Raw genomic sequence first — 24,876 nt, 5'->3', positions numbered from 1 at the left:
GCCGCCCGCTTCGTCAGGGGCCCGAACGGTGCGGAGGACGCGTGGGGCTGCTCGACGGCAAGGTCGCGGTGGTCACCGGTGGCTCCACCGGCATCGGCCTGGCGATCGCCCACCGCTTCGTCCGGGAGGGCGCCCGGGTCTTCCTCACCGGACGGCGGGAGGCGGAACTGGCCGCGGCCGCCGACGCCCTGGGCGGCGCGGTGACCGCCGTCCCGGGCGACGTGACCCGGGAGGCCGACCTCGCCCGCCTCTACGAGGTGGTGGCGGCCGCGGGCAGTCCGGTGGACGTCCTGGTGGCCAACGCCGGCGGCGGCCCGTCGGCCGGACTCGCCGATGTCACCCGGCACCAGTTCGACGTGACGTCGGACCTGAACTTCAAGGGCGTCTTCTTCACCGTCCAGCGTGCACTGCCCCTGTTCCGGGACGGGGGCTCGATCGTCCTGCTGGGCTCGGCCGCCGGTGCCGCCGGGTCCACGCGCTTCGGCGTCTACGCCGCCACGAAGGCCGCCGTCCGTTCGCTGGCCCGCAGCATGGCCCTGGAACTGGCGGCTCGCGGGATCCGGGTCAACACCCTCAGCCCCGGCCCGATCGCCACCCCCTCCCTGGCCGGGGCCCCCGCCGAGGTCGTCGAGGCCGCGACGGCCCGCGTCCCCCTCGGTCGCCCCGGCCGCCCCGAGGAGGTCGCCGCCGCCGCGCTCTTCCTCGCCTCGCACGAGAGCAGCTACGTCACCGGGGTCGAACTCTTCGTGGACGGCGGCGCCCGCCAGGTCTGACGTGCGCCGGGCCGGCCTGACCCGCGGCGGCGGGTCAGCGGAACCGGTGCAGGTTCTCGACGAGGAAGTCCTCGAGGGTGCGCGGGGCGCGCCCGACGAGGCGGCGGAACGCGTCGTCCGGTGCCTCCTCGCGAGCCACCGCGAGCTGCTGGATCTCCACCACGTGGGCCGCCAGCCAGTCCGGCATCCCGGCCCGGTCGACCAGGTGGGCGTGCAGCTCGGACGGGCCCAGGTCGACGTAGCGGACCGGCCGGCCGAGCAACTCGCCCAGCAGCGACACGAGTTCCGGGTGGCTGTAGGCCCGCCCGCCGGTGAGCGGGTACGTGCCGCCGGCCGACTCCGGACGGGTGAGGACCTCGGCCGCGGCGTCCCCGATGTCCCGGACGTCCACGTAGTTGCACCGCGCCCCGCCCAGCGCGCCGTGCACGACCCCGGCGGCGGCGATGCCGGGCGCCAGGAGCAGCAGCTTCTGCATGAAGGCGTACGGCCGCAGCACGGTGGCGGTGACGCCGCAGGACCGCAGCCGCTCCTCGACCAGGTGGTGGCCGCGCGAGACGGCGACGGGGGAGTCCGGTTCGGCGGCCGGCGCGGAGACCTTGACGATGTGCGCCACGCCGCAGTCGACGGCCGCGTCGATCGCGTCGAGCTCGTACCGGACCTGGTGCGGGCCGTTGGCCATGGTGAGGAAGAGCTGGTGCGCGCCGCGGAAGGCCGCCCGCAGGGACTCCGGATCGGCGGCGTCGGCGGGGAGGGCCGTGGTCCGGGCGAGCGTGTGCGCGTCGAGGGCGGAGGTCAGGCGGGCGGGGTCGCGGCTCAGGGCGCGGCTCGGTACGCCGAGGGCGGCGAGGCTGCGCAGGGTGGCGCCGCCGGTGGCGCCACCGGCGCCCATGATGACGATCATGAAGTTTGCCTTTCGGGTCGGGGCGTGACGGGGAGTCGGTGCTGCGGCGCGCGGGCCGGGCCGCTCCCCCGCCGGCGCCAGGTGGAGATGGCGGTGGCGATCGCCGAGGAGACCGGCAGGTCGACCGGTAGCCGGCGCGGCCACGGGCTGTCGGCGAGGGCCGGGACGTACGGCAGCCAGTGGGCGGCGGCGAGGCCGACGGCCAGGCCGAGCGCCGCGGCGGTCAGGCCCGAGGCGGCGGCCGCGAATGCGCGCGGGGTCCGGGCGGGCCGGGTGCGCAGGGGGCGGCGCCGCAGCGCGGCGCCGAGGGCGGCGGTCACCAGGGCGGAGGTGCCGCCGATGGTGGTGAGCGCCGCGACCACCAGCTGCGGCTGCCCGGTCACGGCGCCGCCGAGACCGGCCGTCGCCGCGGGCATGGCGTACGCGACCAGGACCTCCCTCCACGGACTCGGGGGCGGGGGAGCGCCGGGAGCCTTCCTGCTCGTCATCAGTCGTCCTCTCGAACAAGGTCCTTAGCCACCTCACCATTGATGATTAGGTGCCTAACTATTGGGGGGAAAGAAAGGGCGAGCCGCGGGCGGCCCGCCGGGACGGGGTCGGTCGTCGCGTCGGTCGTCGGGTCAGTCGTCGGTGAGCGCGTCGATGCCCGAGACCACCCGGGCGAGCAGGTCGAGGAACGTGGTGCGCTCCTCGGGAGACAGTCCGCCGACCAGCCCCTGCATCCGGGCGAAGTGCTCGGGCGCCAGCTCGCGCAGCGTGCCGGCCCCGCGCGCGGTGAGGATCACCACGCTGCCGCGCCCGTCCTCCGTGGACGGCCGGCGGGCCACCAGCCCCTCCTGCTCCAGCCCGTTGACCAGGCCCGTCACGGTGGCCCGGGACACGCCGAGGCTCGCCGCGAGCTGGGACGGCGACTTCTCGCCGTCGTGGTCCTCCAGGTCGGCCAGCAGTCGGTAGCGGCCGGTGGAGAGGCCGAAGCGGCCGAAGTGCACCTCGCCGGCCTGCCCGATCCGGGCGCCCGCCGCCATCAGCCGCGCCGCGACCAGCACCGCCTGCGGATCGGCCGTGAGGCCGTAGCGGGCGATCTGGCGGCGAGCCTGGTCGAGCGTGGGCGCCATGGGGTCGGCCTCGGGATGCTGGGTCACGAGGAATAATATGGCGCCTAAGTACATCTCCGGTCAAGGACCGCTGCCGCCGAAGTCGGGGAGGGTGATCGAGCCGTCCTCGTTGAAGGGGATCCCGGGATTGTGCGCGATCTCCCAGGCATGGCCGTCGGGGTCGACGAAGGCGCTCGAGTAGAACCCGACGGTGTTCACCGCCCCGGGCTTGGTGACCGTCCCGCCGGCCCGTGCCACCACCGCCAGCAGGGCGTCCACCTCGGCCTCGGAGCGGACGTTGTGCGACAGGGCGATCCCGCCGAACCCGACCGCCGGCACGGGCCCCGGCCCCGGCCCCGCCTCCAGTCCGCACTCCCGCGCGAGCTTGCCGCGGTCCCACAGCACCAGGCCCAGGCCGCCCGCCTGGAAGAAGACCGTCTCCTCGACCTCCTGCCCCCGCCAACCCAGCGCGCGGTAGAAGTCCTTGGCGCGGGCGAGATCCGAAACCCCCAGCGTGACCAGGGTGATGCGCTGCTCCATGCGGTCACGGTACGCCCCGGCACGAGGCCGGGAGGCGACCGCGGAGGCGTGCCGCGCGGGCGCCGTGCCGGGGCATCAGGCCCGGCCGCGGTGGACCGCCTCGAGCCGGGCGAGTTCGCCGTCGGTGAGGCGCAGGGCGCCGGCGGCGACGTTGGCCTCGAGGTGGGCGGGGTCGCCGGTGCCGGGGATGGCCAGCACGTGCGGCCCCTGGTGCAGCGTCCACGCGATGCGGACCTGGGCCGGCGTCACGCCCCGCGCCAGGGCCACCGCCCGGACCGCCTCGTGCTCGCGCCCGGTCGCCCCGGCCTGCCGGCCGTCGGCCGCGAGCGCGTAGAAGGGCACGAAGGCGATGCCCTGCTCGCCGCAGTGGCGTACGAAGGCGTCCTGGTCGGGGCGGACCCCGAGGCCGTACATGTTCTGCACGCACACCACCGGCGCGGTCTCCCGCGCCTCGGCGAGCTGCTCGGGGGTGACGTTGGACAGGCCCAGGTGCCGGATCAGCCCCGCCTCCCGCAACTCCGCCAGTACGCCGAACCGCTCGGCCACCGAGGCGGACCCGACGACGCGGAGGTTCACCAGGTCCAGGTGGTCGCGGCCCAGCTGGCGCAGGTTCTCCTCGACCAGCCCGCGCAGCTCACGCGGTCCGGCGTGGGGGAGCCAGGCGCCGGACGGGTCGCGGGGCTGCCCGACCTTGGTCGCGATCACGAGGTCGTCCGGGTAGGGCGCCAGCGCCCGGTTGATCAGCTCGTTCGCGGAGCGCAGCGGGGAGAAGTAGAAGGCGGCGGTGTCGATGTGGTCGACGCCGAGTTCCACGGCGCGGCGCAGGACGCCGATCGCCTCGTCGCGGTCGCGCGGCGTCGCACCGGGCACGAGTGCCGTGCCGGTCTGCGGCAGGCGCATGGCGCCGAAGCCGATCCGACGGACCGTGAGGTCACCCAGCGTCCACGTGCCCGATGCCGCTGCGGCGGCGGTGTTCGTCTCCAGGACAGTCATGCCGGAAGGATCTTCAGACGGTACGCTCGGCGCCATCGATTCAGGTGGACGCGAATCCTCGACCGAGCGGACGGACCCGGTGGCGGAGCTCTCCTTCTCGGCGGGGGACCTCGCACGGATGCGGTTCGTCGTCTCCCCGATGTGGCAGGTCGGGACGAGCTTCCGGCTGCTCCGCACCGGGGCCGCGGACCCGGTGCACCGCCGCTGGCTCGAGCAGGTACGGCACCGGCTCGCGGTCGCCGGGCTGGACCGGGGATGGCTGTCGGAGCTGATACCGCCCTCCGGCTACGTCCCCGACTTCCTCAACCCCGCACCGCCCGGCCCGGCCCCGACACCGGCCGACGAACTGGCGACGATCACGGCGACCCCGCCCGAGCGGCTACGGCGGGACCTCGACCACCTGCGCCACCACCGGGGCGCCCTCGGCGACCGGCTCCGCGCGCTCCACGCCGACCCGCGCCGCCTGGAGCAACTCGCCGAGGAGATCCAGGCGTACTGGGAGCTGGCCCTCGCACCGTACTGGGCCCGCATCCGGGCGCTGCTCGACGCCGACGTCCGCCACCGCGCCCGGCAGGTCGCCGAGCAGGGAGCCGGCCACCTGTTCGACGACCTGCACCCGCTGGCCAGCTGGCACGAGGACGTCCTGCGCCTGGTCCGCCGCCCGCACACCCTGTCCCGGGCGACCGCGGGCAGCGGACTGCTGCTGGTCCCGTGCGCCTTCAAGGGCCCGGGCCTGTCGACCCGGGTCGCGCCCCCGGACCCGCCCCAACTCGCCTACCGCGCCCGCGGCACCGGAACCCTGTGGGAACCCCGGCCGGCCACCGGCACCGCCGCCCTGGCAGCCGTGCTGGGCCGCACCCGCACGCTGCTCCTCACCACGCTCGACGCACCGGCCACGACCACCGAACTGGCCGCCCGTACCGGCGCCTCCATGGCGGCCGTCTCCCAGAACCTGTCCGCCCTGCGCGACGCCGGCTTCGTGACCGCCCACCGCACCGGCCGCACCGTCCTGTACGCCCGTACGAAGACCGCTGATGCCGTCCTCGCCGCGCAGGCCGCCCCCTCCTGAACCGTCGACGCGACGAGCGGGCGAACGAGCGGCCGGATCACCCTTGTTAGGGTGCGCGGATGGCATCGATCAAGCAGTTCCAGGTCACCTTCGACTGCGCAGTGCCCGAGCGCGTGGCCCGCTTCTGGTGCGAGGTGTTGGGGTACGTCGTACCGCCGCCACCGAAGGGCTTCGCCACGTGGGACGACTTCGACCGCGCGCTGCCGGCCGAGCGCCAGGGGTCGGCGTTCGCCTGTGTGGATCCCTCGGGCGTCGGCCCGCGGCTGTTCTTCCAGCGCGTTCCCGAGGGCAAGTCCGTCAAGAACCGGGTGCACCTCGACGTGCGGGTCGGCACCGGACTCGTGGGCGAGGAGCGCCTGGCCGCGCTCGAGGCCGAATGCGCGCGCCTGGTCGCGCTCGGCGCCGTGCAGGTACGCCTGCTCCGGGCCGACGGCGTCAACGAGTCGTGCATCGTCATGCAGGACGTCGAGGGCAACGAGTTCTGCCTCGACTGAGCATCCTCCGGAAGACGCGGGCGCGGACGCCGACGGGTACCCGGAACGCGGGACGGCGAGCACTCTCGCCGTCCCACCCCCCGGCACGCCCCGTCAGGCCAGGAGCGCCGTCACCGGGGACATCGCGTCCCACCCCGGGTCGCGGCCGGTCAGCCGCCGTACGACCCGCTCCCACGCCTGCGGATCCCTGCCGAGGCGGCGCTCGACCAGGTCCGCCAGGGCCTCCAGAGCGGCGGCGGCTTCCGGCGGGGCGTCCGCGCGGAGCCGCGCCGAGCTCAGGTAGGACAGGACCAGCACGGCCGGGGCCGCCACCTCCAGCAGGTCGCGGGCGCGGAGGTGGCCCGAGGCGAGCAGCCCGTCGAACTGCACGACCAGCGGGGCACGGGAGAGCCCTCCCAGGCCGAAACGGCTGCGGGCCCGCGTGAATTCGGGCCCCTCGGGCAGTCCGTCGGGTCCGGGCTCCGGCGCCAGCTCGGGATGGCGGAGCCGGAGCTCGAGGGGCGCGTCCGGGCTACGGACCAGCCACTCCCACTGCGGCAGCGGATCCTTCGCGTGCTCGGTGGCGAGGACGTCCCAGTCGGGGGCGTGCGGGAAGATGCGACGGTACGGGTCGGCCCCGGTCCCGGAGGCGGCACGCAGCTTCGCGGCGAGCTTGACCGGGTCGATCTCGAGGGCGAGGCGGGCCCGCACGACGGCGGCCGGGTCCGCGGACGCCAGGGCCTTCGCGCAGAGTTTCGTGGCCGCCCGGCCGAGCACCCCGCGCGCCACGAGCGCGGCCAGCCGGTCCCGGCCACCGAGCTCGACCAGGTGCAGGCAGCCGGTGAGCTGCTGGACGAGGTTCAGCTCGGGCGAGCGGGTGAGCACCACCTCGATCAGGTCGGGCTCGGCCGAGGCCAGCCAGCGCAGCGACCCGGCCGGCTGCCCCCACGGACCGTCCGGCATCCGTTCCAGGACCAGCTTTCCCAGCTGCTCCGAACGCTCCGCGCCACCGGCCCGGGAGCGGCCCACGATCCGCCGGCGGACCGGCTCGGGGGCGTTCTCGGCGAGCAGGAAGTGGTCGACCTCGGGATCGCCCAGGTCGGCCAGCCGGTCCGCGGTACCGGCGGGCAGGCGCCTGGTGCCGGCGGCGAGGACGTACATGGCCTTGGGGTCGCGCCCGGCCAGCAGCCGGTCCAGCACGGTCCGCGGGGTCCGCTCGTGGCGCAGCAGGTACGCCGCCAGCAACCAGGGCCCGTCCGGGCCCAGGCGGGGCAGGACCGCGTCGACGGTGTCGGCGTCCGCCATGCACAACATCGTGCCGATGGGCCACAGCCACAGGTGGCTGCCGCGCCCGCTCTGCCGGACCGCCTCCTCGGGCGTGGCCGGCAGCGGCGTGGGCTGCCCGTACTTCCACCGCCCCAGCGGCCGCCGCGCCGTGGTGGCCGGCGCCCCGGCCCCGGCGGTGCGCGCCTCGCCGGTCCCGGCCCGTGCCCCGATGCCGTCCGTCTCATCGGTCCCGGTGCCGTCCGACTCCCGGCACCGGGCCAGCCGCACCAGCTCGGGCCAGGTGAGTCCACCACGGCCCGTGTCCCAGTCGCCGCCGCCCGCGGCGGCCACCGTCCCCGCGAGCCGCAGCCAGGCGTCCGGGTCGGCGCCCAGCTCGGTGCGCAGCAGGCGGGCGACGCCGGCCCGCCAGGCAGTGGCGAAGGCCTGCCGCCGCCAGTCGCCCGGCAGTGGGAGCAGGCACTGCGCCGGCAGCCCGTCGAGCAGGTCCGCCACCGTCAGGATCCCTTGCTCGTACGCGACGGCGACGGACCGGGCGGTGGAGGGCGTGAGACCGGGGAACTCCGCCCGCGCCCCTTCCCGGGTGGGCGCGACCGACCACCCGCGCGTGTAGGGCGGCCGCACCCCGTGGTCCGCGCACGCCTGCGACAGCCACCGCGGGGTGGCGAGGCCGGGCGCGTCCTCGTCCCCGTGGGCGGCGAGGAAGAAGAGCACGCCGGGATCGGTGGGAGCCGGGGCCCCGCCGCCGGCGAGGCAGCGGCGCAGGACGTCGAGGGCGGCCAGCGCGGCCCGCTCGTACGGGGTGCGCGGCCGCTCGGGCGCCTCGGCGGCCGCAGCCGTACCCCCGTCGTCCGGGGCGGCGGACGCGATGCCGCCGTCCGGGGCGGCCTCGGCCTTCCCGGCCTCGGTGATCACCTCGTGCAGGGTGCCCCCGTGCCGGGGGAGCAGGGCCTCGAACGCCGCCCACGCCTCCGGGCGTTCCCCGAGCGCGCCCTCGGCCAGCTCGGCGAGTCCGGCCAGGACCGCTCCGCCCAGCAGCTTCCGCCGGGCCAGCGCCTGCAGTGCGCCCACGGCGTGCACGGCGGGGCGGGCGGTGGAGACCAGGTCGGCCGGGTCGAGCAGGCCGGCCGCCGCCATGCCCTCCGCCCACAGCGACGCCCTGTCGTCGAGCGTCTCGTCGGCGAGGCGTCGCGCGGGCGGGGTGGTGTTGCCGGTGCGTCGTCCGCCGCCCTGCCACGGGTCGTTGAGCGTGCTCAGGCGGAAGGCGAGGCGCTGGGCGTCGTCGGCGTCCTCGTGGCGGGCCAGCTCGACGGTCGCCTTCGGCATGAAGGGGGTCTTCGCGTGCGCCTCGGACAGGGCCCGGAGGTCGTACGCGTACGGCTCGGCCAGCAGCACGCGCAGCGTGCTCGTGCGCCGCGTGGCCGCCAGCAGCGCGGGCAGCCGCGCGGGGTCCCCGTACGGTTCGCAGCGGGCGCGCAGGGCCGCGAGCGCCGCCCCCGTACCGTCCTCGGCCGCAAGGGACTTGGTGACGCGCGAGCGGACCGGCGGGGTCAGGTGCGCGCGCACCGCCGGGTCGTCCACCAGGGCCCGCACCGCGTCCGGGCCGGTGCGCTCCCAGACCCTGACCAACGCGTACTGCTGCGCGACGCCGCGGGCCCCGGCCACGGCCCGGGCCGTGAGACCCGGGTCGCCGGACACCAGCAGCGGCGCGAGCCAGGTGCTCGGCAGCTCGCCCGCCGGGTCGGTGAGTTCGGCGTACAGGCCCTCGTCCATGGGGAGCTCGTCCAAGCGGCCCGCCAGGGTGCGGCGCAGCGTCTGGGTGGCGCGCGGGTTGCGGTAGACCGCGGCCCCGACCCGCGGGTCCCCCGTACCCAGCAGCCGGGCCAGCACGCGGGCGTCGAGCCGGGTGTGGCGGGCGAGCGCGGTCCTGGTCCGGGTGTCGCCGTGCCCCGTGACGGCGTCGGTGAGCACCGGCCCGGGGACGGGCCCGGTGGCGAGCAGCAGCTCCAGGGTGTCGTCGGGGAACACGGCGAGGGCCGCGGCCGCGTCCTGCGGCACCGCGTGCTCCAGCAGCAGGGCGAGGGTGGCCTGGACGCTGCGCGGCGCCGGCGCGCGTATGACGTCCGGGGCGGCGGGCGGCGCGGGCGGCGGTACGTCCGCCAGCAGTTCGGGCAGGGTCGTGCGGTGGGCGGCGAGCGCGTCGTGAACGCCGAGCCACCGCCCGGGGGAGCCCGCGAGGTGGTCCCGTACCAGGGCGGCCAGCCGCCGGGCGGCGTCCTCGTCCGGTCCGCCCGCGGCGGCGACGGCGGCCGCGACGGTCCGGGCGGGGCGCGCCTGCGCGACCGCCCGCGCCGCGGCGCCCGCGGCCACCGGGCGGGGCTCCTCACGGGGCAGGGCGAGGAGGTCCCGCAACGTCCGCGCGGTCGAACTGCTGTGCGTGGTGCTCATGGACGCCATGGTAGGAACCGGGTCGGACATCACCCTCCGACGACCGGCGCGGCCGCGATGCGGCGGTGAACTCCCGCCACCCCGAACCGGTGTGACGGCACGGCGGGCCCCGCACTCCCCGGTACCGGCCACCGCGTTCCCCGAAACCCGTCCGGGTGGTCGCACGCACCGAACACCGCCGCACGGGAGTGTCATCGTCCCGCCCCACCCACCCGGCTCGATCATGTCGTGCCATGTCACCTCGTGAACTCCGCCGGACACGGTCCTCGTGGCGCCCCTGGGCACGTACTACTGGCTGGAGACACAGGCTCCGCCCGGGTACGACCTCCCGGTGAACCCGGAGTTCGGCCCGCTCACGCTGTCCGCGGAGAACGTCGAGGACGGCGTGACGCTCACCGCCGAGAACTGGCCCGAAACCGCTCCGCCCTCCCCCGGTGACGACCCGTCCGGTCGGACGCCCCCGCTGCCGGCTGAGCACATGAGCCCCCAGGAATGAGTACGCCGCCCCACGACCCGGTGCCGGCCGGCCGGCGACGATGACGGCGACCACACCATCAGTTCGGGAGCCGTCCATGCTCAGCCGCTTCGCCCACACCGTCGTGCCCGTCTTCGGCCGTCTGTCGACGAGCACGGACACCGGCTCCGCACCGGCACCGGGCAGCATCCTCGCCGCCAACCACACCTCCCTCGCGGACCCCGCCGTCGTGCTCGCCGCCCTGCGCCGCCTCGGCATCCAGCCGGTCGTCATGGCGGCCGCCGGCCTGTGGCGGATCCCCGTGCTCGGACGCGCCCTCGCCCGAGAGGGTCACGTCCCCGTGCACCGCGGCAGCCGGGACGCCGCAGCCGCCCTGGACGTGGCGGCCCGAGCCCTGCAGGAGGGACGCCACGTCCTCATCTACGCCGAAGGAGGCCTGCCCCGTCGTCAGGACGCCGGCGAAGCCGCCCCGGGCACCTTCCACACCGGCCTGGCCCGGCTCGCCCTGCGCACCGGAGCACCCGTCGTGCCGGTCGGTCAGGCCGGGGCCCGCCGACTGACCTCGGGCAGCGGGCCCAAGCAGCTCGCCGGCCTCGTGACGGCCCCCGTACGCCGCCCCAGGCTGCACGTGCACGTCGGCAGGCCGCTCGTCCTGACGGACGACCTCACCACCAGCACGGCGCGCGCCCGTTCCGCGGTGACCGCCGCATGGCGGACGGCGGCCGTGCAGGTGGACTGCCGGCCCTGACGGCGCGTGCCCTCACGGCCGGACCGCGAGGCCGTCCAGGGTGAGGTCGAGCAGGCGCTCCGCCTGCTGCCGGTGTTCGGCACCGCCCGAGGCTGCGCGCACCCCACGAGGAGGGCTGATCATGTCGGGTATCCGGGGCAAGGTCGTCGCGATCACCGGCGCCAGCAGCGGCATCGGCGCGGCGACCGCGACCCACCTCGCCGAGCAGGGCGCCCGCCTCGTGCTCGGAGCCCGCCGCGAGGACCGGTTGAACGCCGTCGTCGACACCATCACCGCACGGGGCGGCACCGCCACCGGCGTCCTCGTCGACGTCACGCGCCGCGAGGACCTCCGGCGTCTGACGGACACGGCCCTCGACCGGTACGGCCGCCTCGACGTCCACGAGTGGTCATGTGCTACTCGGGGGCCCGGCGGGTGAACGTGAAGGTCAGGCTCGACGAGCCGGCGAGTTCCCCGCCGGAGCCCAGGAGGGAGATCTGGCCCTTCGCGCTGACCTCGGCGCTGATGGTGACCTCGTTGAGCTCGAAGTCCCCGCAGTGGGCGGGCAGCGACCCGATGACCGACCGCATCGAGTCGAGGAAGCCGGTGACCCGCTCCTGGAACACCTCGAGCGGGACCTCGGCCCGGCCCAGCCGCCATTCCTGAGAACGCCGGAACAGGGAGCGGTCGTCGCCGTCCTCCAGGCCGATGACGCGGATCACCGCGGGCTCGTCGGGCTTGGGCCGGTCAGGGAGCGGGGACTCGGTTCGCTGGGAGATCGACATCTGCATCCTCCGTCGGTTCGGTGCGGACATGGAGCTGTGGATCCGCGTAGGCCGCGTACGCGATGCCGAGCGGATTCCCGTACGTGTGCAGCAGGCTGTTGCGGGCCTCGAACACCGAGCGGCCCAGGGGCAGGCGACGGAGCAGGAACCGCTCGTACAGCGCCTGCGAGAAGGCCGCCGCCACCTCGTCCGGCACCTCGATCTCACTGCCGATGAAGCCCCGGTTCCCGTTGGTCAGGAAGAGGTGCGGGAAGGAGAGGGAACTGGTCGCGTGCATGCGCGCCGACCCGCAGGCGTTCATGACCACGAGCGGCATCTCGCCGCCCTCGTGCCCGGGCCGGGACTTCAGCGCGACCAGGTCCTCCGCGATGGTGCCGAGCTTCACCCGGAGGTCCCGGCCGCCGCCGTGCAGCTCGATCTCGTTGTCGAGGGGGCTGTCGAGCGTGGCGTAGCAGTGGCAGGCGAAGTGCTGGATCTGGTCGGGCACGGCCCGGACCTCGCCGGCGAGCGAGCGCCGGGGGTCGAAGATCTGCTCGGCCAGGGTGGCGGCCCCGGTGGCGGCCCCGGTGTCGTCGCCGGGGTACGGACCGTCGACCTCGACCCGGTCCGCCACCGCCGCCGAGGTCAGCCAGTCGAGTTCCCGCCGGGCCCCGGAGAGCAGTTCGTGCCGCAGGAAGCGCAGCGGCAGCCGTCCTCCCGACGCCGGCCGCAGCGAGAGCCCCGTGGGTACCGGGGCGGGCAGCAGCGTCCGCTTGACCACGCAGGAGAAGCCGACCAGGTTGCGGCACTGCGCGACGAGCTCCGCACGGTCGGCCGGCACGGTCGGGTACATCTGGTGGAGGGGCAGCAGCTCGAGGGGGAGGAAGCAGTCGCGGTCGCCGACGCACTCCACGAGCGGAGGGGGCAGCACCGGGTTGCGCCCGACGGGCAACGCGGCGTTCCAGAAGGCCTGGAGGCCCTGGATCACCCCGGTCTCGAGGCCGAACAGGAGGAAGACGAGCCCACGGCCGATGCGGTGCAGCACGTCGAACACCTCGGGGACGTCCCCGTCGTCCACCGCCAGGCCCGGCAGCACGTCCTTGAGTCCCAGCAGACCGGCGTCGAGGCGGCGCCGGGCCACGTCCATGACCCCCGGCTGGGGCAGGGTCATCCGCAGCGGCGGTGTCCCGTTGCGGGCCTGGAAGACGACCTGGGTGGTCCGAGCGGTACGCCGCACCCGGACGGTGACGTCCGCCGGCTGGCTCCCCGTCATCCGGAGTCCTGCCCGCGAACGTCGCCCCCGGACCGCGCCTCGGAGGCCTCGCCAGGACGGACCCCTCCGGGACGGACCTCTCCGGACAGGCCCCCCGACGGTCCGCCGGACAGCTCGCCGCCGGCCCCCGCGGCACCGGCGCCGGGGCCGGCGGCCCGGACCGCGATCGAGACGGCGATCACCTGGACGAGCCGGCCGGCCTGGTAGAGCTGGAACCACACCTCGTGCAGCCCCTCCTCCTCCGGCAGGGGGAAGCGGAACACCGTCTGCGCCTCCCGCTCGGTCCGCAGGGTCCGCCGGTGGGGGCTGGGAGCGAGCGTCGGGCTGTCGACCAGCGCGTCGAACTCGGCCTCGGGCACGTCCCGGCCGCCCTCGATGTGCACCGGCTCCAGGACGAAGAACTGCCGTTCGGGCGCGATCTGCTGGGCGGATCCCGCATCCCGGCCCCGCGGGTCGCGCACCACGAACAGCACCAGGCCCAGGCGCTGCCCGGGGGACGCCACGACGGTCGTGCCGTGCGCGAGCCCGCCGGACGCACCGCCGGCCGCGGCCCCGCCGCCGACGACCTCCTGGCCGGCGTCGAGCTGGAGGGCGAAGTAGCCGGTGAAGTTCGCCAACGGCGGCCCGGTGACGGCCTCCTCGATGCCCGCCCGCAGCACCTGCTGGAGCTCCCGGGCCGCGTTCCGGTGCAGGTCGGCCACCTCGCGCCCGAGACGTTGGCCGACCGCCGCCGACGTGCGCCGGGCGACCTCCTCGGCGAGCCGGGCCAGGTCGGTCGCGCCGAGCAGGCCGGGGCCGCCCCGCCGGGCCGGCGCCTCGTGCTCGTCCCGCAGTGCGGCGCGCACCCCGCGCACCACCTCGGCCGACACCTCGGACACCAGCGCCTCGCGGTCGGCGCCCGACACACCGGCGGACACCGCGTTCTCCGGAGGCCCGGGCGCGGCGGTCCGTACGGCGCCGGTCCGGGCGAGCGGCCGGTCGTACTCCCCGACTCCCAGCAGCGCGGCGCTCTGCCCGAGGAAGTCGGCGTGGTTGTCCGGCAAGGGCAGCCGCAGGGCCTCGGCCAGGTCGAAGCGGTACACGTCGACCGCGTCCGCGCGGTGCTCGTACGCCGCCACGACCCGCCGACGGCCCGCCACCACCGCGGCCAGGGCGATCAGGAGCGGACCGAGGACCAGTACCACCAAGGAGCCGCTCGCCGGCCGGGGCCGCACGAGGACCTCCGCCGCGAACACCCACGCCACAGCGGTGCAGACGGCGCCGGCGGCGGTGGCGCGCAGCAGCGCGACGGCCCGGCCGAGGCGGCGGGCCTCGTGCCGTACCCGGGGCGGGGCCACCAGCGCGATCCGGGGCCACACCCGGTCGACGGCCAGACCGGTGGCGAACGCCGTCTCCACGACGGCGGTGTCACCGGCAGCGGGGCGCAGCGGACGCACCAGGAGCCCGGACGTCCGGACCGCGGCGCGGTCGTGGCCGAACTCCGTCCTGGCCGCGGCCTCGATGCGGCGCGCGCGTGCCCGGTCACCCTCCCGGTACGCCCGCTCCCGCCCGTACCCGTCCCACCCCGCGCGCCGGACCACGTCCCGCAGGGCCCACTCGCGCTCCTCGAGCCACTGCGCCTCACGCCCCCTCGGCGTCCGTCCGGACGGGTCGTCGTCGTGGTGCGCCACCACATGGCGCCGCAGGTACGCGGCGGCCTTCTCCGCGATCCCGGGTGTGCACCCCGGACGCAGCCAGCCGAGCAGCAGCGCCTGGAGCACCCCCAGCACGGCGGCGGCGACCGCGAGTTCCCCCGCCCCCACCAGCAGTGCGGTCGGACCGGTGCCCGGCCGGTGCTGCGTGCCGTCGAGCGCCGCCCAGCCGAGGGACCCCAGGGGTACGACGAGACCCGCGGCCTGCGCCCACAGCGGGACCACCGCTCCCGGCGGAGGCGGCCCGGACGGCTCCGGGAGCGTCCTGCGCGGGACGGAGAGCCGGACGTGCGGGACCGACCAGTCGTTCACGACCCACAGGGCGCCGAGCGTCCCGGCCAGCCCGAGCCCGCCCACGAGCCAGGCGGCGAGGACACGGCCCTCGCCGGCGAGGGCGGCCACCACCAGGGCCAGCGGCACCGCGAAGACCAGCGCCAGCAACCAGCCGGGACGTCCGTACAGGTCGTCCTCGACGCCCAGCCAGAAGGTGACCGCGAACAGGGCGGCGGCGGGTACGGCCACCCACCCGGCCCGCTGCGGGGCCTCGCCCGTCGTCACGTGGAGGGCGAGCCAGCCGAGCAGGACACCGGACAGGACGACACCCGCCACGACCAGGTGCCTCTCCTGGTCGTCCATGGAGTTGTGCCGGATGACCAGTCTCACCAGGGGCACCAGCAGCACCGCCGCGCCCGCCCCGGCGAGCCACGCCCACCCCGTCCGGCCGTCGAGGGCGAGGACGAACGCGAGCCGAACGAGGCCGGCCTCCGACAGCACCGCCAGGGCCCCGACCAGCACGCCCTTGGCCAGGGTCGAGGCAGGCCCTCGCCTCTTCGGGCCCGAAGCCATGCCGTCCCCCGTCCCCGCCGGGCGTCGCCCGACCGCCCGGCCAACCGTGCTGCCAGTATGGGTGGTTGACGGACGGCCGGTGGCGGGATCGGTGGAGGTCCACCCGACGTGACGACGGGCGGGCCCGCCCCCGAGGGGCCGGGCCCGCCCGCAACCCGTCGCTCAGGCGGTGCAGCGGATCATGGTCAGCGGTCGGTTCGCGGCGTACTGCTCCCAGTACTCCGCGCCGAACTCCGCCACGCCGGCCTCCGAGACGTCCAGCCGGACCCACTCGATCCCGGTGAACCCGGCCGCCTTCAGCGTCTGCTCGTACGTCTCCTTCGACGGCACCGTGGCCTCGAACGAGACCGGCGGCTCCAGCAGGGCCGTGAGCCGGATGCCCCGGCCGATCTCGTTGTCCTTGCCGGTGGACTCGCACAGGAACCCGTACTTGGCCAGCGACGGGCCGTCGAAGTCGAAGTCCGGGTTCTGCACGAACAGGTGGAACGCGCCGCCGGCGACGAGGCTGCGCCGGATGTTGCGCATCATCAGTTCGATCTCGGCGACCTCGTTGGCGTAGTTGAACGCCTGGACGGCCACGGCGACGTCGAAGGGCTCGTCGAACGACCGCAGCGTGGCGGTGTCGCCCACCTCGTAGTCGATGCCCAGGGGCTCCGACCGCTCGAGGGCGTCGGCCGCGTCGATCATCGCGCCGGAGATGTCGAACCCGAAGACGCGGGACGCGCCGCGCCGCTTGAGCTCGCGACTGTAGAAGCCGGTACCGCAGGCGATGTCGAGCACGGACTTGCCGGTGACGTCTCCGACCAGGGCGAGGAAGCCCGGCACCTCGGCGTAACGAATGACCGGCAGGGTCTTGAAACCTTCGAAGGCTTCCCCGATGCCGTCGTACAACTGACCACTCATCGTGGTGGTTCCCCCTCGATTTGTGGCGTCGGCCCTCACGATGAGCCGCGGCCCTTGGGGGAAGTCTCTGCCGTCTACGATCGGACTTCGTACTGGCTGAAGATCCAAAAAGTCACTCCCCGCGATGTAGGGAGATCTCCCGGGTCGGGTCCGGACGGTACGGGCGCCGTGGGCCTCGCCCGGGTGCCCCTACACGCGGGGGACCTGGAGCTTGTTCCAGCTGGTGCGGCCCGGGACACCGTCCGCGTCGTCGCCGGAGTAGCCGAGCTTGCGCTGCCACGCGGCGTAGCTGGCCCGGTCGCCGGAGCCCCAGACGTCGACGTTCGTGTGCGTCCGGTACCGGTCGCAGCCGACGGCGACGAGCCGCGCGTGCATGGCGGCGATGACGGGCGAGCGGCGGCCGGGGACGAAGAAGCCGGAGCCCGGGAACGGCTCGTGGGTGGGCCTGCCCGGCGCGGGCACGTCGGCGAAGTCGGGCCAGGACCCGGGATCCGTGTGGTCGTTCTCCGGGACGTGGGCGTGGGCGTACCAGCCGGCCTGCCGCTCCCAGACCGACTCGTCACGGTGACCGGTGAAGGCCGTCGGCTGCCCCATGGGCCAGACGTTCGGCACGCCCCACGAGTGCACCCACTCCCGGAGCGCGGCCCAGCCCGTGCAGGGCGCGTCCCGGAGGCGGGCGTACACCGTGCCGTCGACGCGGCAGTACGGGAAGAAGAGCGCCTCGATCTGGAGGACGACCGAACCGGCCCGGTTGGTGCGCGTCCCCCCGGCCCGGTCGACCAGGCTCTTCGAGCGGGAGTCGGCCGGGTGGAACTGGGTGAGGCGGCCCGTGAACGGGTCCCAGAGCAGGTGCGGCGCGGCGGCCTTCCCGTCCGGGTTGCGGCCGAAGTAGGTGACGAGGTTCTCGTAGGGGACCAGGTCGGCGGGCTCGGCCGCGCTGGCGTTCCTGTCCCACGTCACGTGGGCCACGGCCTTCGCGGGCCCGCCGTCGGTGGGGGCGTGGTCGCCGATGTCGAGCCGGGTCGCCCCGGGCATCCAGAGGTCGGGCAAGGGAGTCTCCTGGGCGTGACCGTGCCACTGGCATACGCCGGGGCCGGGAGGAGCGAGGAACGCCCGCCGATCCGCGGGCGGGCGGCGTGGATGCGGGAGCCGGTGGGGTGGGAGCGGCGGAAGGCGGCCGTCGGAGGCCGCGCGGCAGGGGCCGAGACGCCCGACGACGCGGTCGTCGACTCCGATGCGGATGCCGCTGCGGTCGATCTGCCCCCCGACGGGCCGGCTCATGTCCGCTCGACGAGATCTACGTCACCGACCTGGAGTGCGGAGGGCGCCGGTGTGCGCCGGAGCCTCCGGACGGCCCCGGAGGCGCGGGCCGCCGCTCGGGCGCGGGGCGGTGTGCCGGGTAGGGCATGATCGGGGGATGTCCGATCTCATCATCGCCGCTTGTGACGGGGCGGCCAAGGGAAACCCGGGCCCGGCCGGCTGGGCGTGGGTCATCGCCGATTCCGAGGGCCGCCCCGAGCGCTGGGAGGCCGGCCCGCTCGGCCACGCCACCAACAACATCGGCGAGCTCACCGCCCTGCAGCGCCTGCTGGAGGCCGTCGAACCCGGCACGGCGCTGCAGGTCCGGATGGACTCGCAGTACGCGATGAAGGCCGTCACGCAGTGGCTGCCGAACTGGAAGCGCAACGGCTGGAAGACGGCCGCGGGCAAGCCCGTCGCGAACCGGGAGCTCGTCGAGAGCATCGACGAGCTGCTCTCCGACCGGGACGTCGAGTTCCGCTACGTTCCGGCGCACCGCGAGGACGGCGACCACCTCAACGCGATCGCCGACCAGGCCGCCAGCGACGCCGCCACCAGCCAGGAGGCGGCCGGCACCGCACTGGGCACCTCCGAGATCCCCGTACCGGCGCCGAACCGCACCGCCCCGCCCGCCCGCCGCAAGCCGGCCGCGGCCGCCCGCCGCACCAGCTCGTCCAACGGCTCCGACGCACCGGTCATCAAGGCCAAGTTCCGCGGCACCTGCCCCTGCGGACGGTCGTACGCCGCCGGCGAGAACATCACCAAGCTGGGCACCCGCTGGGGCCACCCGGAATGCCGCGCCACGCTCCCCGGCGCCGCCCCCGCCTGACACCGGCGCCCCCGGCGCGAGCCGGCCGCCCGGGTCGGGGTCCCGCCCACCGGGGACGGGGCCGGCCGGTCGCCCCCACCGGCCGGCCCCGCCTCACCTCCGCACGGCGTCAGGCAGCGGACTCGGGGTCGGGCTCGGCGTGGCGCAGACGCTCCCCGCACCGCGAGCACCAGCCGGCACGGCTGCGGTTGGAGTTGCCGCAGCCCGCGCAGAGCTTGACGTGCGGATGGATCTCGGTGTGGGTCTCGGTCTCCTGGCCCATCGGGTCGTTCGGCATGGGGAACCCCTTCCGTGATCGGTGCGTGGCGCCAACGTAGGGGATCAAGGCCCCCTGCAGGAGGTGAACGCACGGACCGCCCCCGGAGTCGGCACGATCGCGCCCGTCGTACGGCCCGTGGCCAGGGGGAACGGGCGGGAGTCTCGTGCGCGGCGGCGCGTTGCCGCCGTCGGCGGAGGCCGGTGGTGCTGTGGTGGAGGGGTGAGAGAACCTCGGCCCCGGCGCGGACCGGAACAGCAGCGCGGCCTGCACCTGTGGCCGATCCGCAGGGTCCTCGTGCTGGCCTTCGCCGGCGCCGTCGTCGCGGGCGCCGCGGTCTTCTTCGTCGGATACCGGCTGCTCGACGTCCCGGGACTGGCGTCCGAGCGGCGCACCAGTACCTTGTTCGACCTCGCGAAGCTGTCCTTCGGCGTGGTCGCGGGCGCCGGCGCCCTGGTCGCCCTGGTCGTGGCGTACCGGCGCCAGAAGGTCAGCGAGGACGCGGTCGGGCGCGAGAAGGCGCGCCTGCACAACGAACGCTTCACCCATGCCGTCGATCAGCTCGGCAGCGCGTCCGAAGCCGTGCAGCTCGGCGCCGTGCACGCGCTGGCCGGCCTGGCCGACGACGCCCCCACCCGTGACGTGCGCCAGACCTGCATCGACGTGCTGTGCGCCTACCTGCGTCTGCCCTACACCGCCGAGGCCGACCTCCCGGAGGGCGACGCCCGGGCCCGGCACGGCTACCTGGCCCTGCGGGAGGTCCGGCACACCGTCATCCGCCTCATCCGGAACCACCTCCGGCTCGCCTCCGACCATCCGCACTCGTGGCAGGGCCACCAGTTCGACTTCACCGCCGTCACCTTCGACGGCGGGGACTTCTCCGGCGCCGTCTTCTCCAGCGGTACGGTCAACTTCTTCCGGGCGGAGTTCTCCGGCGGCAAGGTCAACTTCTCCGGAGCGACGTTCTGCGGCGGCAAGGTCGTCTTCCGGGACGCGCGGTTCTCCGGCAGCCTGGTCAACTTCTACGGCGCCGAGTTCTCCGGTAGCCGGGTCGACTTCTGCGACGTGCGGGTTCCCGCCGGCAGGGTCACCTTCCGCAACACGAGGATCTCCGGCGGCATCATCGACTTCCGCGACGCGGAGCTCTCCGGCGGCACCGTCAGCTTCCGTGGCGCGGAGATCTCCGCAGGGCGGGTCAACTTCTCCAGCGCCGGGTTCACCGGCGGCACGATGGACTTCCGCGGCACGAGGTTCGCCGGCGGCACGGTCAACTTCTCCCGAGTGAGGTTCGCCGGCATCCAGGTCGACTTCTGCGAGGCGGAGGTCTCCGCGAGCTCGGTGACCTTCCTCGAGGCGAAGTTCTCCGCCGGCAGGGTCACCTTCCGGTGCACGGACTTCTCCGGTGGCACGGTCAACCTGGGCGCAGTGTTCGACCGGGGCACGGTCACCTTCTCCGGAGCGAACTTCTCCGGCGGCACCGTCGACCTGTCGACGGCGAGCGGCGTCCCGCCCACGGGCCTGCTCCCGGACCACCGGCAGCCCCTCCCCGCCGGCCTCACCCTCCCTCCCGCCTGGTACCCACCGCAGGCCTGACGAGGACCGTCGCCGGTCACCCGATGCGGCCCCTGCCGTGGACGTCGGTACGCCGACCGGGAACGGGTGCCCGCGGACCGGGCGTCACGCCCGCGGCGAGCCGTCGCCCAGGTCGGGGAAGCGGACGCCGGTGAGCTGCTCGGAGAGGTCCCACAGCCGCCGGGCCCGCAGGTCGTCCTGCGCGTGGGCGCTGCGCTGCGCCGGGCCGGGGTGGCCGCGCAGTTCGCCGCGGCCGTCGGGCCCGGTGTAGCTGTCGCCGGGCAGGGGCTGCGTGGCGGCGTAGAGGGTGGGCAGCGCACCCATGGCGTCGGACTGCGCCATCAGACGGTTCGTGACGGCCAGCATCAGGCGCTGGACGGCGCCGGCCGAGCGCCCCTGCAGGTTGGTCGCGGCGTAGCCGGGGTGGACGGCGTGGGCGGTGACCGGGGACCCCGCCTCGGTCAGGCGGCGCTGGAGCTCGCGGGTGAAGAGCAGGTTGGCCAGCTTGGACTGCTGGTAGGCGCGCCAGGGGCGGTAGTCGCGCTCGGAGTTGATGTCGTCGAAGTCGATGTCCACGCCCGGTCGGCGGTGGGCGTTGGAGGCGACGGTGACGATCCGGTCGGTGATGTGCGGCAGCAGCAGGTTCGTCAGGGCGAACGGCCCGAGGTGGTTGGTGCCGAGCTGCATCTCGAAGCGGTCGACGGTGCGCGCCTCGGGGACGGCCATGACGCCGGCGTTGTTGACGAGGACGTCGAGGGGGCGGTCCCAGCTCGCGGCGAAGGCGCGGACGGAGGACAGGTCGGCCAGGTCGAGGTGGCGTACCTCGGTGCTGCCGGCCAGTGTGGCCGCGAGGCGCGCGCCGCGCGCGGTGTCGCGGACGGCGAGGACCACGTGGGCGCCGGCCCGGGCCAGCTCCTTCGCGGTGATCGCGCCGAGGCCGCTGGTGGCCCCGGTGACGACGACGGTTCGGCCGGCCAACGAGGGCAGGTCGGCGGCGGTCCAGGCGGTGGTTTCGGTCGGTGCGCTCATGGATCCAGGCTGACACCGGCACTAGCATGTTGTCAACGACAACATAGTTTCCAGTGGCAACATTGTGGCGGTAGTATTCCGCCATGCAGGAACGCATGCAGGAACGCAGCTACCACCACGGCAACCTGAGGACCGCCCTGCTGGAGGAGGCGGAGCGGTCGGTCATCGCGCACGGCGTCGCGGCGCTGTCGCTGCGCGAGCTCGCCCGCGGGCTCGGGGTCAGCCACGCCGCACCCCGGCGGCACTTCCCGGACCGGGCGGCCCTGCTGGACGCCCTGGCGCAGCGCGGGTTCGACACCCTCGGCGAACGGCTCGCCGGGGCGATGGCGGCCGCCGGCCCGTCCTTCGAGGCCCGGCTCCGCGCGATCGCCCAGACGTACGTCGCGTACACCGCGGGCCGGATGCCGGTCGTGGAGCTGATGTACGCGAGCAAGCACGCCGCGGAGACCGAGACCGCGGCCGCGCCGGCCGCGGCGCGAGCCGCCTACGCCGTCCCGTACGCCGTGATCGAGGAGGCCCACCGCGACGGCGAGCTGGCCGACGGCCAGGACCCGCAGGCCGCAGCCCGCCTGGTCTTCGCCGCGGTGCACGGACTGGCGGTCCTGCTCAACAGCGGCATGATCGCCCCCGCTGACGTCCCGGCCACGGTGGACACCGCGGTCGACGGCCTCCTGTCGGGCCTGGGTTCCCGTACGGGCCGCCCCGCCTGATCCCCACGCCGGCAGACCGTGCGACCGGCGTCCCCCACGCCGCCGCCCCTACACGCATACGGAGCGGAGGCGTCGACGTGGGGGACGGACCCGATCAGGGGCGCGAACGGACCGGCACACGGACGGTCGGCGCCTTCCGGGGTGACCACACCCCGGCTCCGCCGTCGGCCCGCACCCCGGCCCCCGCCCCCGGCCCCGCGTCCGACGCGGAGCGGCCACGCCCGACTCGCCTCACTCGGCCGCGGCCATCCACTCCTCCAACTGCTCCAGGGTGGTGTCCGGATCCGCGACGAGCTCCGCGAGCCGGTCGTCGCGGGGGTTGAGCGTGGAGACGGCCGGGCAGCGGTGGCAGGCGTCCACGCCCGCCTGCCCCCACCACTTGCAGCGCGGACGGAGGTGGCACCGCGGTACGGCTCCGCCGGCCTCGGGCACCGGCAGGGTCTCGATGCGGTCGATCAGCCCGCAGGCGTCGCCGACCCGGTTCGCGCACTCGGACACGCAGTGGGAGGCGAACCGCAGCACCCGGTTGGGGGCGATCCCCTCGGGGATCGTGGCCAGGACGTCCGCCGCCGGAACCGGTTCGGCCAGATAGACGACCTGCCCGTTCTCCCCCGACCTGACGCCCAGGACGACCGACTCCGGACGATGTGCTTCACCGCTGGGGCACCAACTGACCTGCTGCTCCGCGGAGTCGTCCACGGTGTGCGCCTCCACCCGTCAGGCGGACGTGCTGTCGGCGCGCTCGGGGTTGGTGACCGCGCCCAGGATCGGGCCGCCCGTGGTGCCGCTCTCCAGCTGGGCGGCGGCGACCGCCTTCTGGATGTGCGAGGAGAGCTGCTGCGCGTCGATCCTCTGAGCCGCGTGGGCGGTACCACCGACGGCGAGAAGCCCCGTGATCAGCGCCGCCGTGGCCGCAGTCGTCCGCAGGCTCTGGTTCATGCCGTGCCTCCTTGACGTTGTCGTCGCAACTGACAGAGGCGACCGTATGTATCAACTCCCTTCTGCGGAAGGTACTTTGGGACTGATTTTTTTCGTCACGGACCAGCGGCGAGGAGGCGTTCTGCCCCCGCGAACCGGGCGCCGCCGACGAGTCGTGATCGACGGCGAACGGCCGTGCGCCTCCGACCGGTGCCGTCTGCGTGGAGCTCTGGGACGACGAGCAGCCCGTCCAGCGGTGGCCCCTCGTCGATGCGGTCGTGGCGGCCCGTCAGCCCCACCCGGCCGACCCCGCGCGGTACGACGTCGTACTCGGCGCCGGCGTCCGGAACGACGCGCGCCGTGCACCGGCGGACGTCGTGGAGGATCCGGAGGGCCGGCTCTCCTACTTCGAGGAGCCGCATGCACCCGACCGCGTAGGAGTCCGAAACAGGTGGACGAGCCGGTGCGGATCCGCATCGTGGTCGTCGTTCTGGTGCTCATCGCGACCGTCGTGCTCGTCCGCCACGGCTACGAGGCCGGCAGCGCCCTGCCGCTGATCACCCTGGCGGGCGGCACCGCACTGGACCTCGCGCGAGGCCTGCTGGCCCCGGGCTCCCGGCCCGTACGGGTCCGCCGCCGCTCCACGGCCGGGGAGTGAGGAGAAATGTCGCGCGGACGTCCCGAGAAGCCGGTCGACGAGACCGTCCCGGAACTGGCGGAGCTCGCCACCCGTATGCGTGCCGTACGGCACGGAGCCGGGCTGACCCTCCAGCAACTGGCCGGAGTCACCCACTGGAGCAAGGCGATGCTCCGGTCCGCGACCACCGGTACGACCCTCCCCGGCTGGCGCCTGGTCGAGGACTGGGCGAAAGCCTGCGACCCCGAGACCAGCCTGGACCTGTGGCGCGGCCGGTACGCGGCGGCCAGCCGCGCACACCGCGCCCATCACCGCCCCGACCAGGGGCAGGACGCCGCCGCCGGCGAGGTTCTTCATGGACCCGGCACCGCACCGGATGCACCTGGTGAAGCCGGGAAGGGTGCGCCCCCTGCGCTGCGGGTCGCCGCCCGGCACACGCTGGCCTCTGGCCTGCCGTTATGGAACCTGCGCAGCGACGCCGGAGCCCGGGACGGCGTCGGCCCGCTGCCGGTGCGGTTTCTGCCGGCGCCCGTCGACCTGATGGACCGTCCGCCACCCGTCGACTCCGCGGGCGCTTCGGCGACCTGCGGGCCTGTTCACGCTCCTGCCGTCCCGACGCCTGGTCATCCTCGGCTCCAGGGACAGCGGCAAGACCGAACTCGCGGTCGAGCTGGGCAGGTCCCTCCGGAGCGGCACGGCCGTGCCGCTCCGGATGTCCCTGGCCGACTGGGACCCCCGGTACGGGACCCTCCTGGAGTGGATGGCGAGCGCCCTGCCGTACGCCTCCGGGGAACGCCTCACCGCCGAGCGGCTGTCCGGTGTGCTGGACGCGGAATCCACCAACACGCCCTTGGCGCGCAGCAGCGGCATCATGGTGTGCCCGCTGGAACCGGAAGACCTCGAAGCGTGGCTGCCCCGGACCGACCGAAGCGCCGATGCGGCGCTCGTGCGCGGCACATGGGAGCCCGTGCTCGCCGCCGACGACGCGTCGGAGCTCTGGGATGTGCTGTCCACCCCGTCCATGGCCTGTGCCGCCCGGCAGGCGTTCAGCGACGGACGAGCGGACCCGGCAGACCTGCTGGGCAAGCCGCGCCACGCCGTCGAACGCCAGATCATCGAGTCCGGCCACCTCCCCGCCGTCGCCAAGCGCGCATGTGCGGTCGGCTACTCGCCACCCTTCACCGCCGAGCGCTTCCAGGCGTCGTTGGCACTGTTCCTCCGCCAACCCCCGCGCCCCGACGGAAGCCGCACGTTGGGCGGAGTCGGCTGGCAACCCCCCCCAGGCGGCCCTACCTCACCGGACTGATCGCCGCCCTGGCGTTCTTCTACACCTGGGCGACTCTGGCCGAGGAGTCCATCAGCTCGGCGGGGG

Annotated in this window: 26 protein-coding genes and 2 pseudogenes; 12 read left to right on the top strand and 16 right to left on the bottom strand. The window is 74.9% G+C overall.

All coding sequences use genetic code 11. The features are described 5' to 3' along the window. Positions 1-41: 41 nt before the first annotated feature. Positions 42-773 (top strand): SDR family NAD(P)-dependent oxidoreductase, encoded by a 732-nt coding sequence (locus ACIQCH_RS29615; protein WP_402585871.1) that lies wholly within the window; start codon positions 42-44, stop codon positions 771-773. 34 nt (positions 774-807) lie between these two features. Here the strand turns inward: ACIQCH_RS29615 and ACIQCH_RS29610 are convergent, their stop codons facing one another. The 5 genes from ACIQCH_RS29610 to ACIQCH_RS29590 form a co-directional block, all read right to left on the bottom strand. Then, complete coding sequence (locus tag ACIQCH_RS29610; RefSeq protein WP_402585869.1) at positions 808-1,674, bottom strand: NmrA family NAD(P)-binding protein; 867 nt, start codon at positions 1,672-1,674, stop codon at positions 808-810. After that, on the bottom strand, positions 1,671-2,162 hold the full coding sequence (locus ACIQCH_RS29605) for a hypothetical protein (RefSeq protein WP_402585868.1): 492 nt from the start codon (positions 2,160-2,162) through the stop codon (positions 1,671-1,673). The genes ACIQCH_RS29610 and ACIQCH_RS29605 overlap by 4 nt, the downstream gene beginning before the upstream one ends. Positions 2,163-2,294: 132 nt before the next feature. Continuing rightward, the gene (locus tag ACIQCH_RS29600) at positions 2,295-2,789 is read right to left on the bottom strand and encodes a MarR family winged helix-turn-helix transcriptional regulator (protein WP_402585901.1); all 495 of its coding nucleotides are present in this window, start codon (positions 2,787-2,789) and stop codon (positions 2,295-2,297) included. A gap of 60 nt (positions 2,790-2,849) precedes the next feature. Further along, entirely contained in the window at positions 2,850-3,308 is a 459-nt protein-coding gene (locus tag ACIQCH_RS29595; RefSeq protein WP_402585867.1) for a VOC family protein, read from the bottom strand. Positions 3,309-3,383: 75 nt separating this feature from the next. Next, positions 3,384-4,301, bottom strand: a complete 918-nt coding sequence (locus ACIQCH_RS29590; RefSeq protein ID WP_402585866.1) for an oxidoreductase — start codon at positions 4,299-4,301, stop codon at positions 3,384-3,386. A 118-nt stretch (positions 4,302-4,419) separates the two neighbouring features. Between ACIQCH_RS29590 and ACIQCH_RS29585 the strand changes: the two genes are divergently transcribed. Then, on the top strand, positions 4,420-5,370 hold the full coding sequence (locus ACIQCH_RS29585) for a helix-turn-helix domain-containing protein (protein ID WP_402585899.1): 951 nt from the start codon (positions 4,420-4,422) through the stop codon (positions 5,368-5,370). A 59-nt stretch (positions 5,371-5,429) separates the two neighbouring features. Continuing rightward, positions 5,430-5,864, top strand: a complete 435-nt coding sequence (locus tag ACIQCH_RS29580) for a VOC family protein (protein ID WP_402585864.1) — start codon at positions 5,430-5,432, stop codon at positions 5,862-5,864. Between the two features lie 93 nt (positions 5,865-5,957). Here ACIQCH_RS29580 and ACIQCH_RS29575 read toward each other — a convergent pair whose 3' ends face one another. Then, positions 5,958-9,575, bottom strand: coding sequence for a hypothetical protein (locus ACIQCH_RS29575; RefSeq protein ID WP_402585862.1), 3,618 nt, complete (start codon positions 9,573-9,575; stop codon positions 5,958-5,960). A 268-nt stretch (positions 9,576-9,843) separates the two neighbouring features. Between ACIQCH_RS29575 and ACIQCH_RS29570 the strand changes: the two genes are divergently transcribed. The 3 genes and pseudogenes from ACIQCH_RS29570 to ACIQCH_RS29560 form a co-directional block, all read left to right on the top strand. Next, positions 9,844-10,071 carry a hypothetical protein gene (locus tag ACIQCH_RS29570; protein ID WP_402585860.1) on the top strand — a complete coding sequence of 76 codons (228 nt, stop codon included), beginning with the start codon at positions 9,844-9,846 and terminating at the stop codon, positions 10,069-10,071. Between the two features lie 76 nt (positions 10,072-10,147). Beyond that, on the top strand, positions 10,148-10,798 hold the full coding sequence (locus ACIQCH_RS29565; protein WP_402585858.1) for a lysophospholipid acyltransferase family protein: 651 nt from the start codon (positions 10,148-10,150) through the stop codon (positions 10,796-10,798). Between the two features lie 121 nt (positions 10,799-10,919). Next, a pseudogene (locus tag ACIQCH_RS29560) lies at positions 10,920-11,177 on the top strand (SDR family NAD(P)-dependent oxidoreductase); the annotation flags it as partial. Positions 11,178-11,193: 16 nt separating this feature from the next. On the opposite strand, the gene ACIQCH_RS29555 reads toward ACIQCH_RS29560, so the two are convergent. The 5 genes from ACIQCH_RS29555 to ACIQCH_RS29535 all read right to left on the bottom strand — a co-directional run bounded on the left by ACIQCH_RS29555 (position 11,194) and on the right by ACIQCH_RS29535 (position 17,304). Beyond that, a complete protein-coding gene (locus tag ACIQCH_RS29555) occupies positions 11,194-11,562 on the bottom strand; it encodes a hypothetical protein (RefSeq protein ID WP_402585856.1) in 369 nt (122 codons plus the stop codon). Further along, positions 11,525-12,814: a CHAT domain-containing protein gene (locus ACIQCH_RS29550; RefSeq protein WP_402585855.1), complete on the bottom strand. Its 1,290-nt coding sequence runs from the start codon at positions 12,812-12,814 to the stop codon at positions 11,525-11,527. The genes ACIQCH_RS29555 and ACIQCH_RS29550 overlap by 38 nt, the downstream gene beginning before the upstream one ends. Beyond that, a complete protein-coding gene (locus tag ACIQCH_RS29545; protein ID WP_402585854.1) occupies positions 12,811-15,351 on the bottom strand; it encodes a hypothetical protein in 2,541 nt (846 codons plus the stop codon). Before ACIQCH_RS29545 ends, ACIQCH_RS29550 begins: the two co-directional genes overlap by 4 nt. Positions 15,352-15,513: 162 nt before the next feature. After that, a complete protein-coding gene (locus tag ACIQCH_RS29540) occupies positions 15,514-16,254 on the bottom strand; it encodes a class I SAM-dependent methyltransferase (protein WP_402585852.1) in 741 nt (246 codons plus the stop codon). Positions 16,255-16,443: 189 nt separating this feature from the next. Beyond that, positions 16,444-17,304 carry a peptidoglycan-binding protein gene (locus tag ACIQCH_RS29535; protein WP_402585850.1) on the bottom strand — a complete coding sequence of 287 codons (861 nt, stop codon included), beginning with the start codon at positions 17,302-17,304 and terminating at the stop codon, positions 16,444-16,446. A gap of 367 nt (positions 17,305-17,671) precedes the next feature. Here ACIQCH_RS29535 and ACIQCH_RS29530 point away from each other — a divergent pair, with 367 nt between their 5' ends. Next, entirely contained in the window at positions 17,672-18,382 is a 711-nt protein-coding gene (locus ACIQCH_RS29530) for a ribonuclease H (RefSeq protein WP_402585848.1), read from the top strand. A 109-nt stretch (positions 18,383-18,491) separates the two neighbouring features. Here the strand turns inward: ACIQCH_RS29530 and ACIQCH_RS29525 are convergent, their stop codons facing one another. Continuing rightward, on the bottom strand, positions 18,492-18,659 hold the full coding sequence (locus tag ACIQCH_RS29525; RefSeq protein WP_158939573.1) for a hypothetical protein: 168 nt from the start codon (positions 18,657-18,659) through the stop codon (positions 18,492-18,494). Positions 18,660-18,860: 201 nt separating this feature from the next. Here ACIQCH_RS29525 and ACIQCH_RS29520 point away from each other — a divergent pair, with 201 nt between their 5' ends. Beyond that, positions 18,861-20,231 (top strand): pentapeptide repeat-containing protein, encoded by a 1,371-nt coding sequence (locus ACIQCH_RS29520; protein WP_402585845.1) that lies wholly within the window; start codon positions 18,861-18,863, stop codon positions 20,229-20,231. 84 nt (positions 20,232-20,315) lie between these two features. Here ACIQCH_RS29520 and ACIQCH_RS29515 read toward each other — a convergent pair whose 3' ends face one another. Then, a complete protein-coding gene (locus ACIQCH_RS29515; protein ID WP_402585843.1) occupies positions 20,316-21,239 on the bottom strand; it encodes an oxidoreductase in 924 nt (307 codons plus the stop codon). A gap of 83 nt (positions 21,240-21,322) precedes the next feature. On the opposite strand from ACIQCH_RS29515, the gene ACIQCH_RS29510 reads away from it, so the two are divergent. Further along, positions 21,323-21,949, top strand: coding sequence for a TetR/AcrR family transcriptional regulator (locus ACIQCH_RS29510; RefSeq protein ID WP_402585841.1), 627 nt, complete (start codon positions 21,323-21,325; stop codon positions 21,947-21,949). A gap of 231 nt (positions 21,950-22,180) precedes the next feature. Here ACIQCH_RS29510 and ACIQCH_RS29505 read toward each other — a convergent pair whose 3' ends face one another. The 3 genes from ACIQCH_RS29505 to ACIQCH_RS29495 all read right to left on the bottom strand — a co-directional run bounded on the left by ACIQCH_RS29505 (position 22,181) and on the right by ACIQCH_RS29495 (position 23,289). After that, positions 22,181-22,648 (bottom strand): hypothetical protein, encoded by a 468-nt coding sequence (locus ACIQCH_RS29505; protein WP_402585839.1) that lies wholly within the window; start codon positions 22,646-22,648, stop codon positions 22,181-22,183. An 18-nt stretch (positions 22,649-22,666) separates the two neighbouring features. Next, positions 22,667-22,888 carry a hypothetical protein gene (locus ACIQCH_RS29500; protein ID WP_402585837.1) on the bottom strand — a complete coding sequence of 74 codons (222 nt, stop codon included), beginning with the start codon at positions 22,886-22,888 and terminating at the stop codon, positions 22,667-22,669. Positions 22,889-22,983: 95 nt separating this feature from the next. After that, on the bottom strand, positions 22,984-23,289 hold the full coding sequence (locus ACIQCH_RS29495; RefSeq protein ID WP_402585835.1) for a hypothetical protein: 306 nt from the start codon (positions 23,287-23,289) through the stop codon (positions 22,984-22,986). A gap of 29 nt (positions 23,290-23,318) precedes the next feature. Here ACIQCH_RS29495 and ACIQCH_RS29490 point away from each other — a divergent pair, with 29 nt between their 5' ends. The 3 genes and pseudogenes from ACIQCH_RS29490 (at position 23,319) to ACIQCH_RS29480 (ending at position 24,810) form a co-directional block, all read left to right on the top strand. After that, positions 23,319-23,525, top strand: coding sequence for a hypothetical protein (locus ACIQCH_RS29490; protein WP_402585833.1), 207 nt, complete (start codon positions 23,319-23,321; stop codon positions 23,523-23,525). A gap of 6 nt (positions 23,526-23,531) precedes the next feature. Next, positions 23,532-23,732: pseudogene (locus ACIQCH_RS29485) on the top strand (helix-turn-helix domain-containing protein); the annotation flags it as partial. Between the two features lie 472 nt (positions 23,733-24,204). After that, complete coding sequence (locus ACIQCH_RS29480) at positions 24,205-24,810, top strand: hypothetical protein (protein ID WP_402585831.1); 606 nt, start codon at positions 24,205-24,207, stop codon at positions 24,808-24,810. Positions 24,811-24,876 lie beyond the last annotated feature (66 nt).

The sequence above is a fragment of the Streptomyces sp. NPDC093225 genome, assembly GCF_044753805.1.
Taxonomy (GTDB): Bacteria; Actinomycetota; Actinomycetes; order Streptomycetales; family Streptomycetaceae; genus Streptomyces.
The sequence above is the reverse complement of the archived record's forward strand: the minus strand, read 5'-3'. Positions and strand labels throughout refer to the sequence as shown.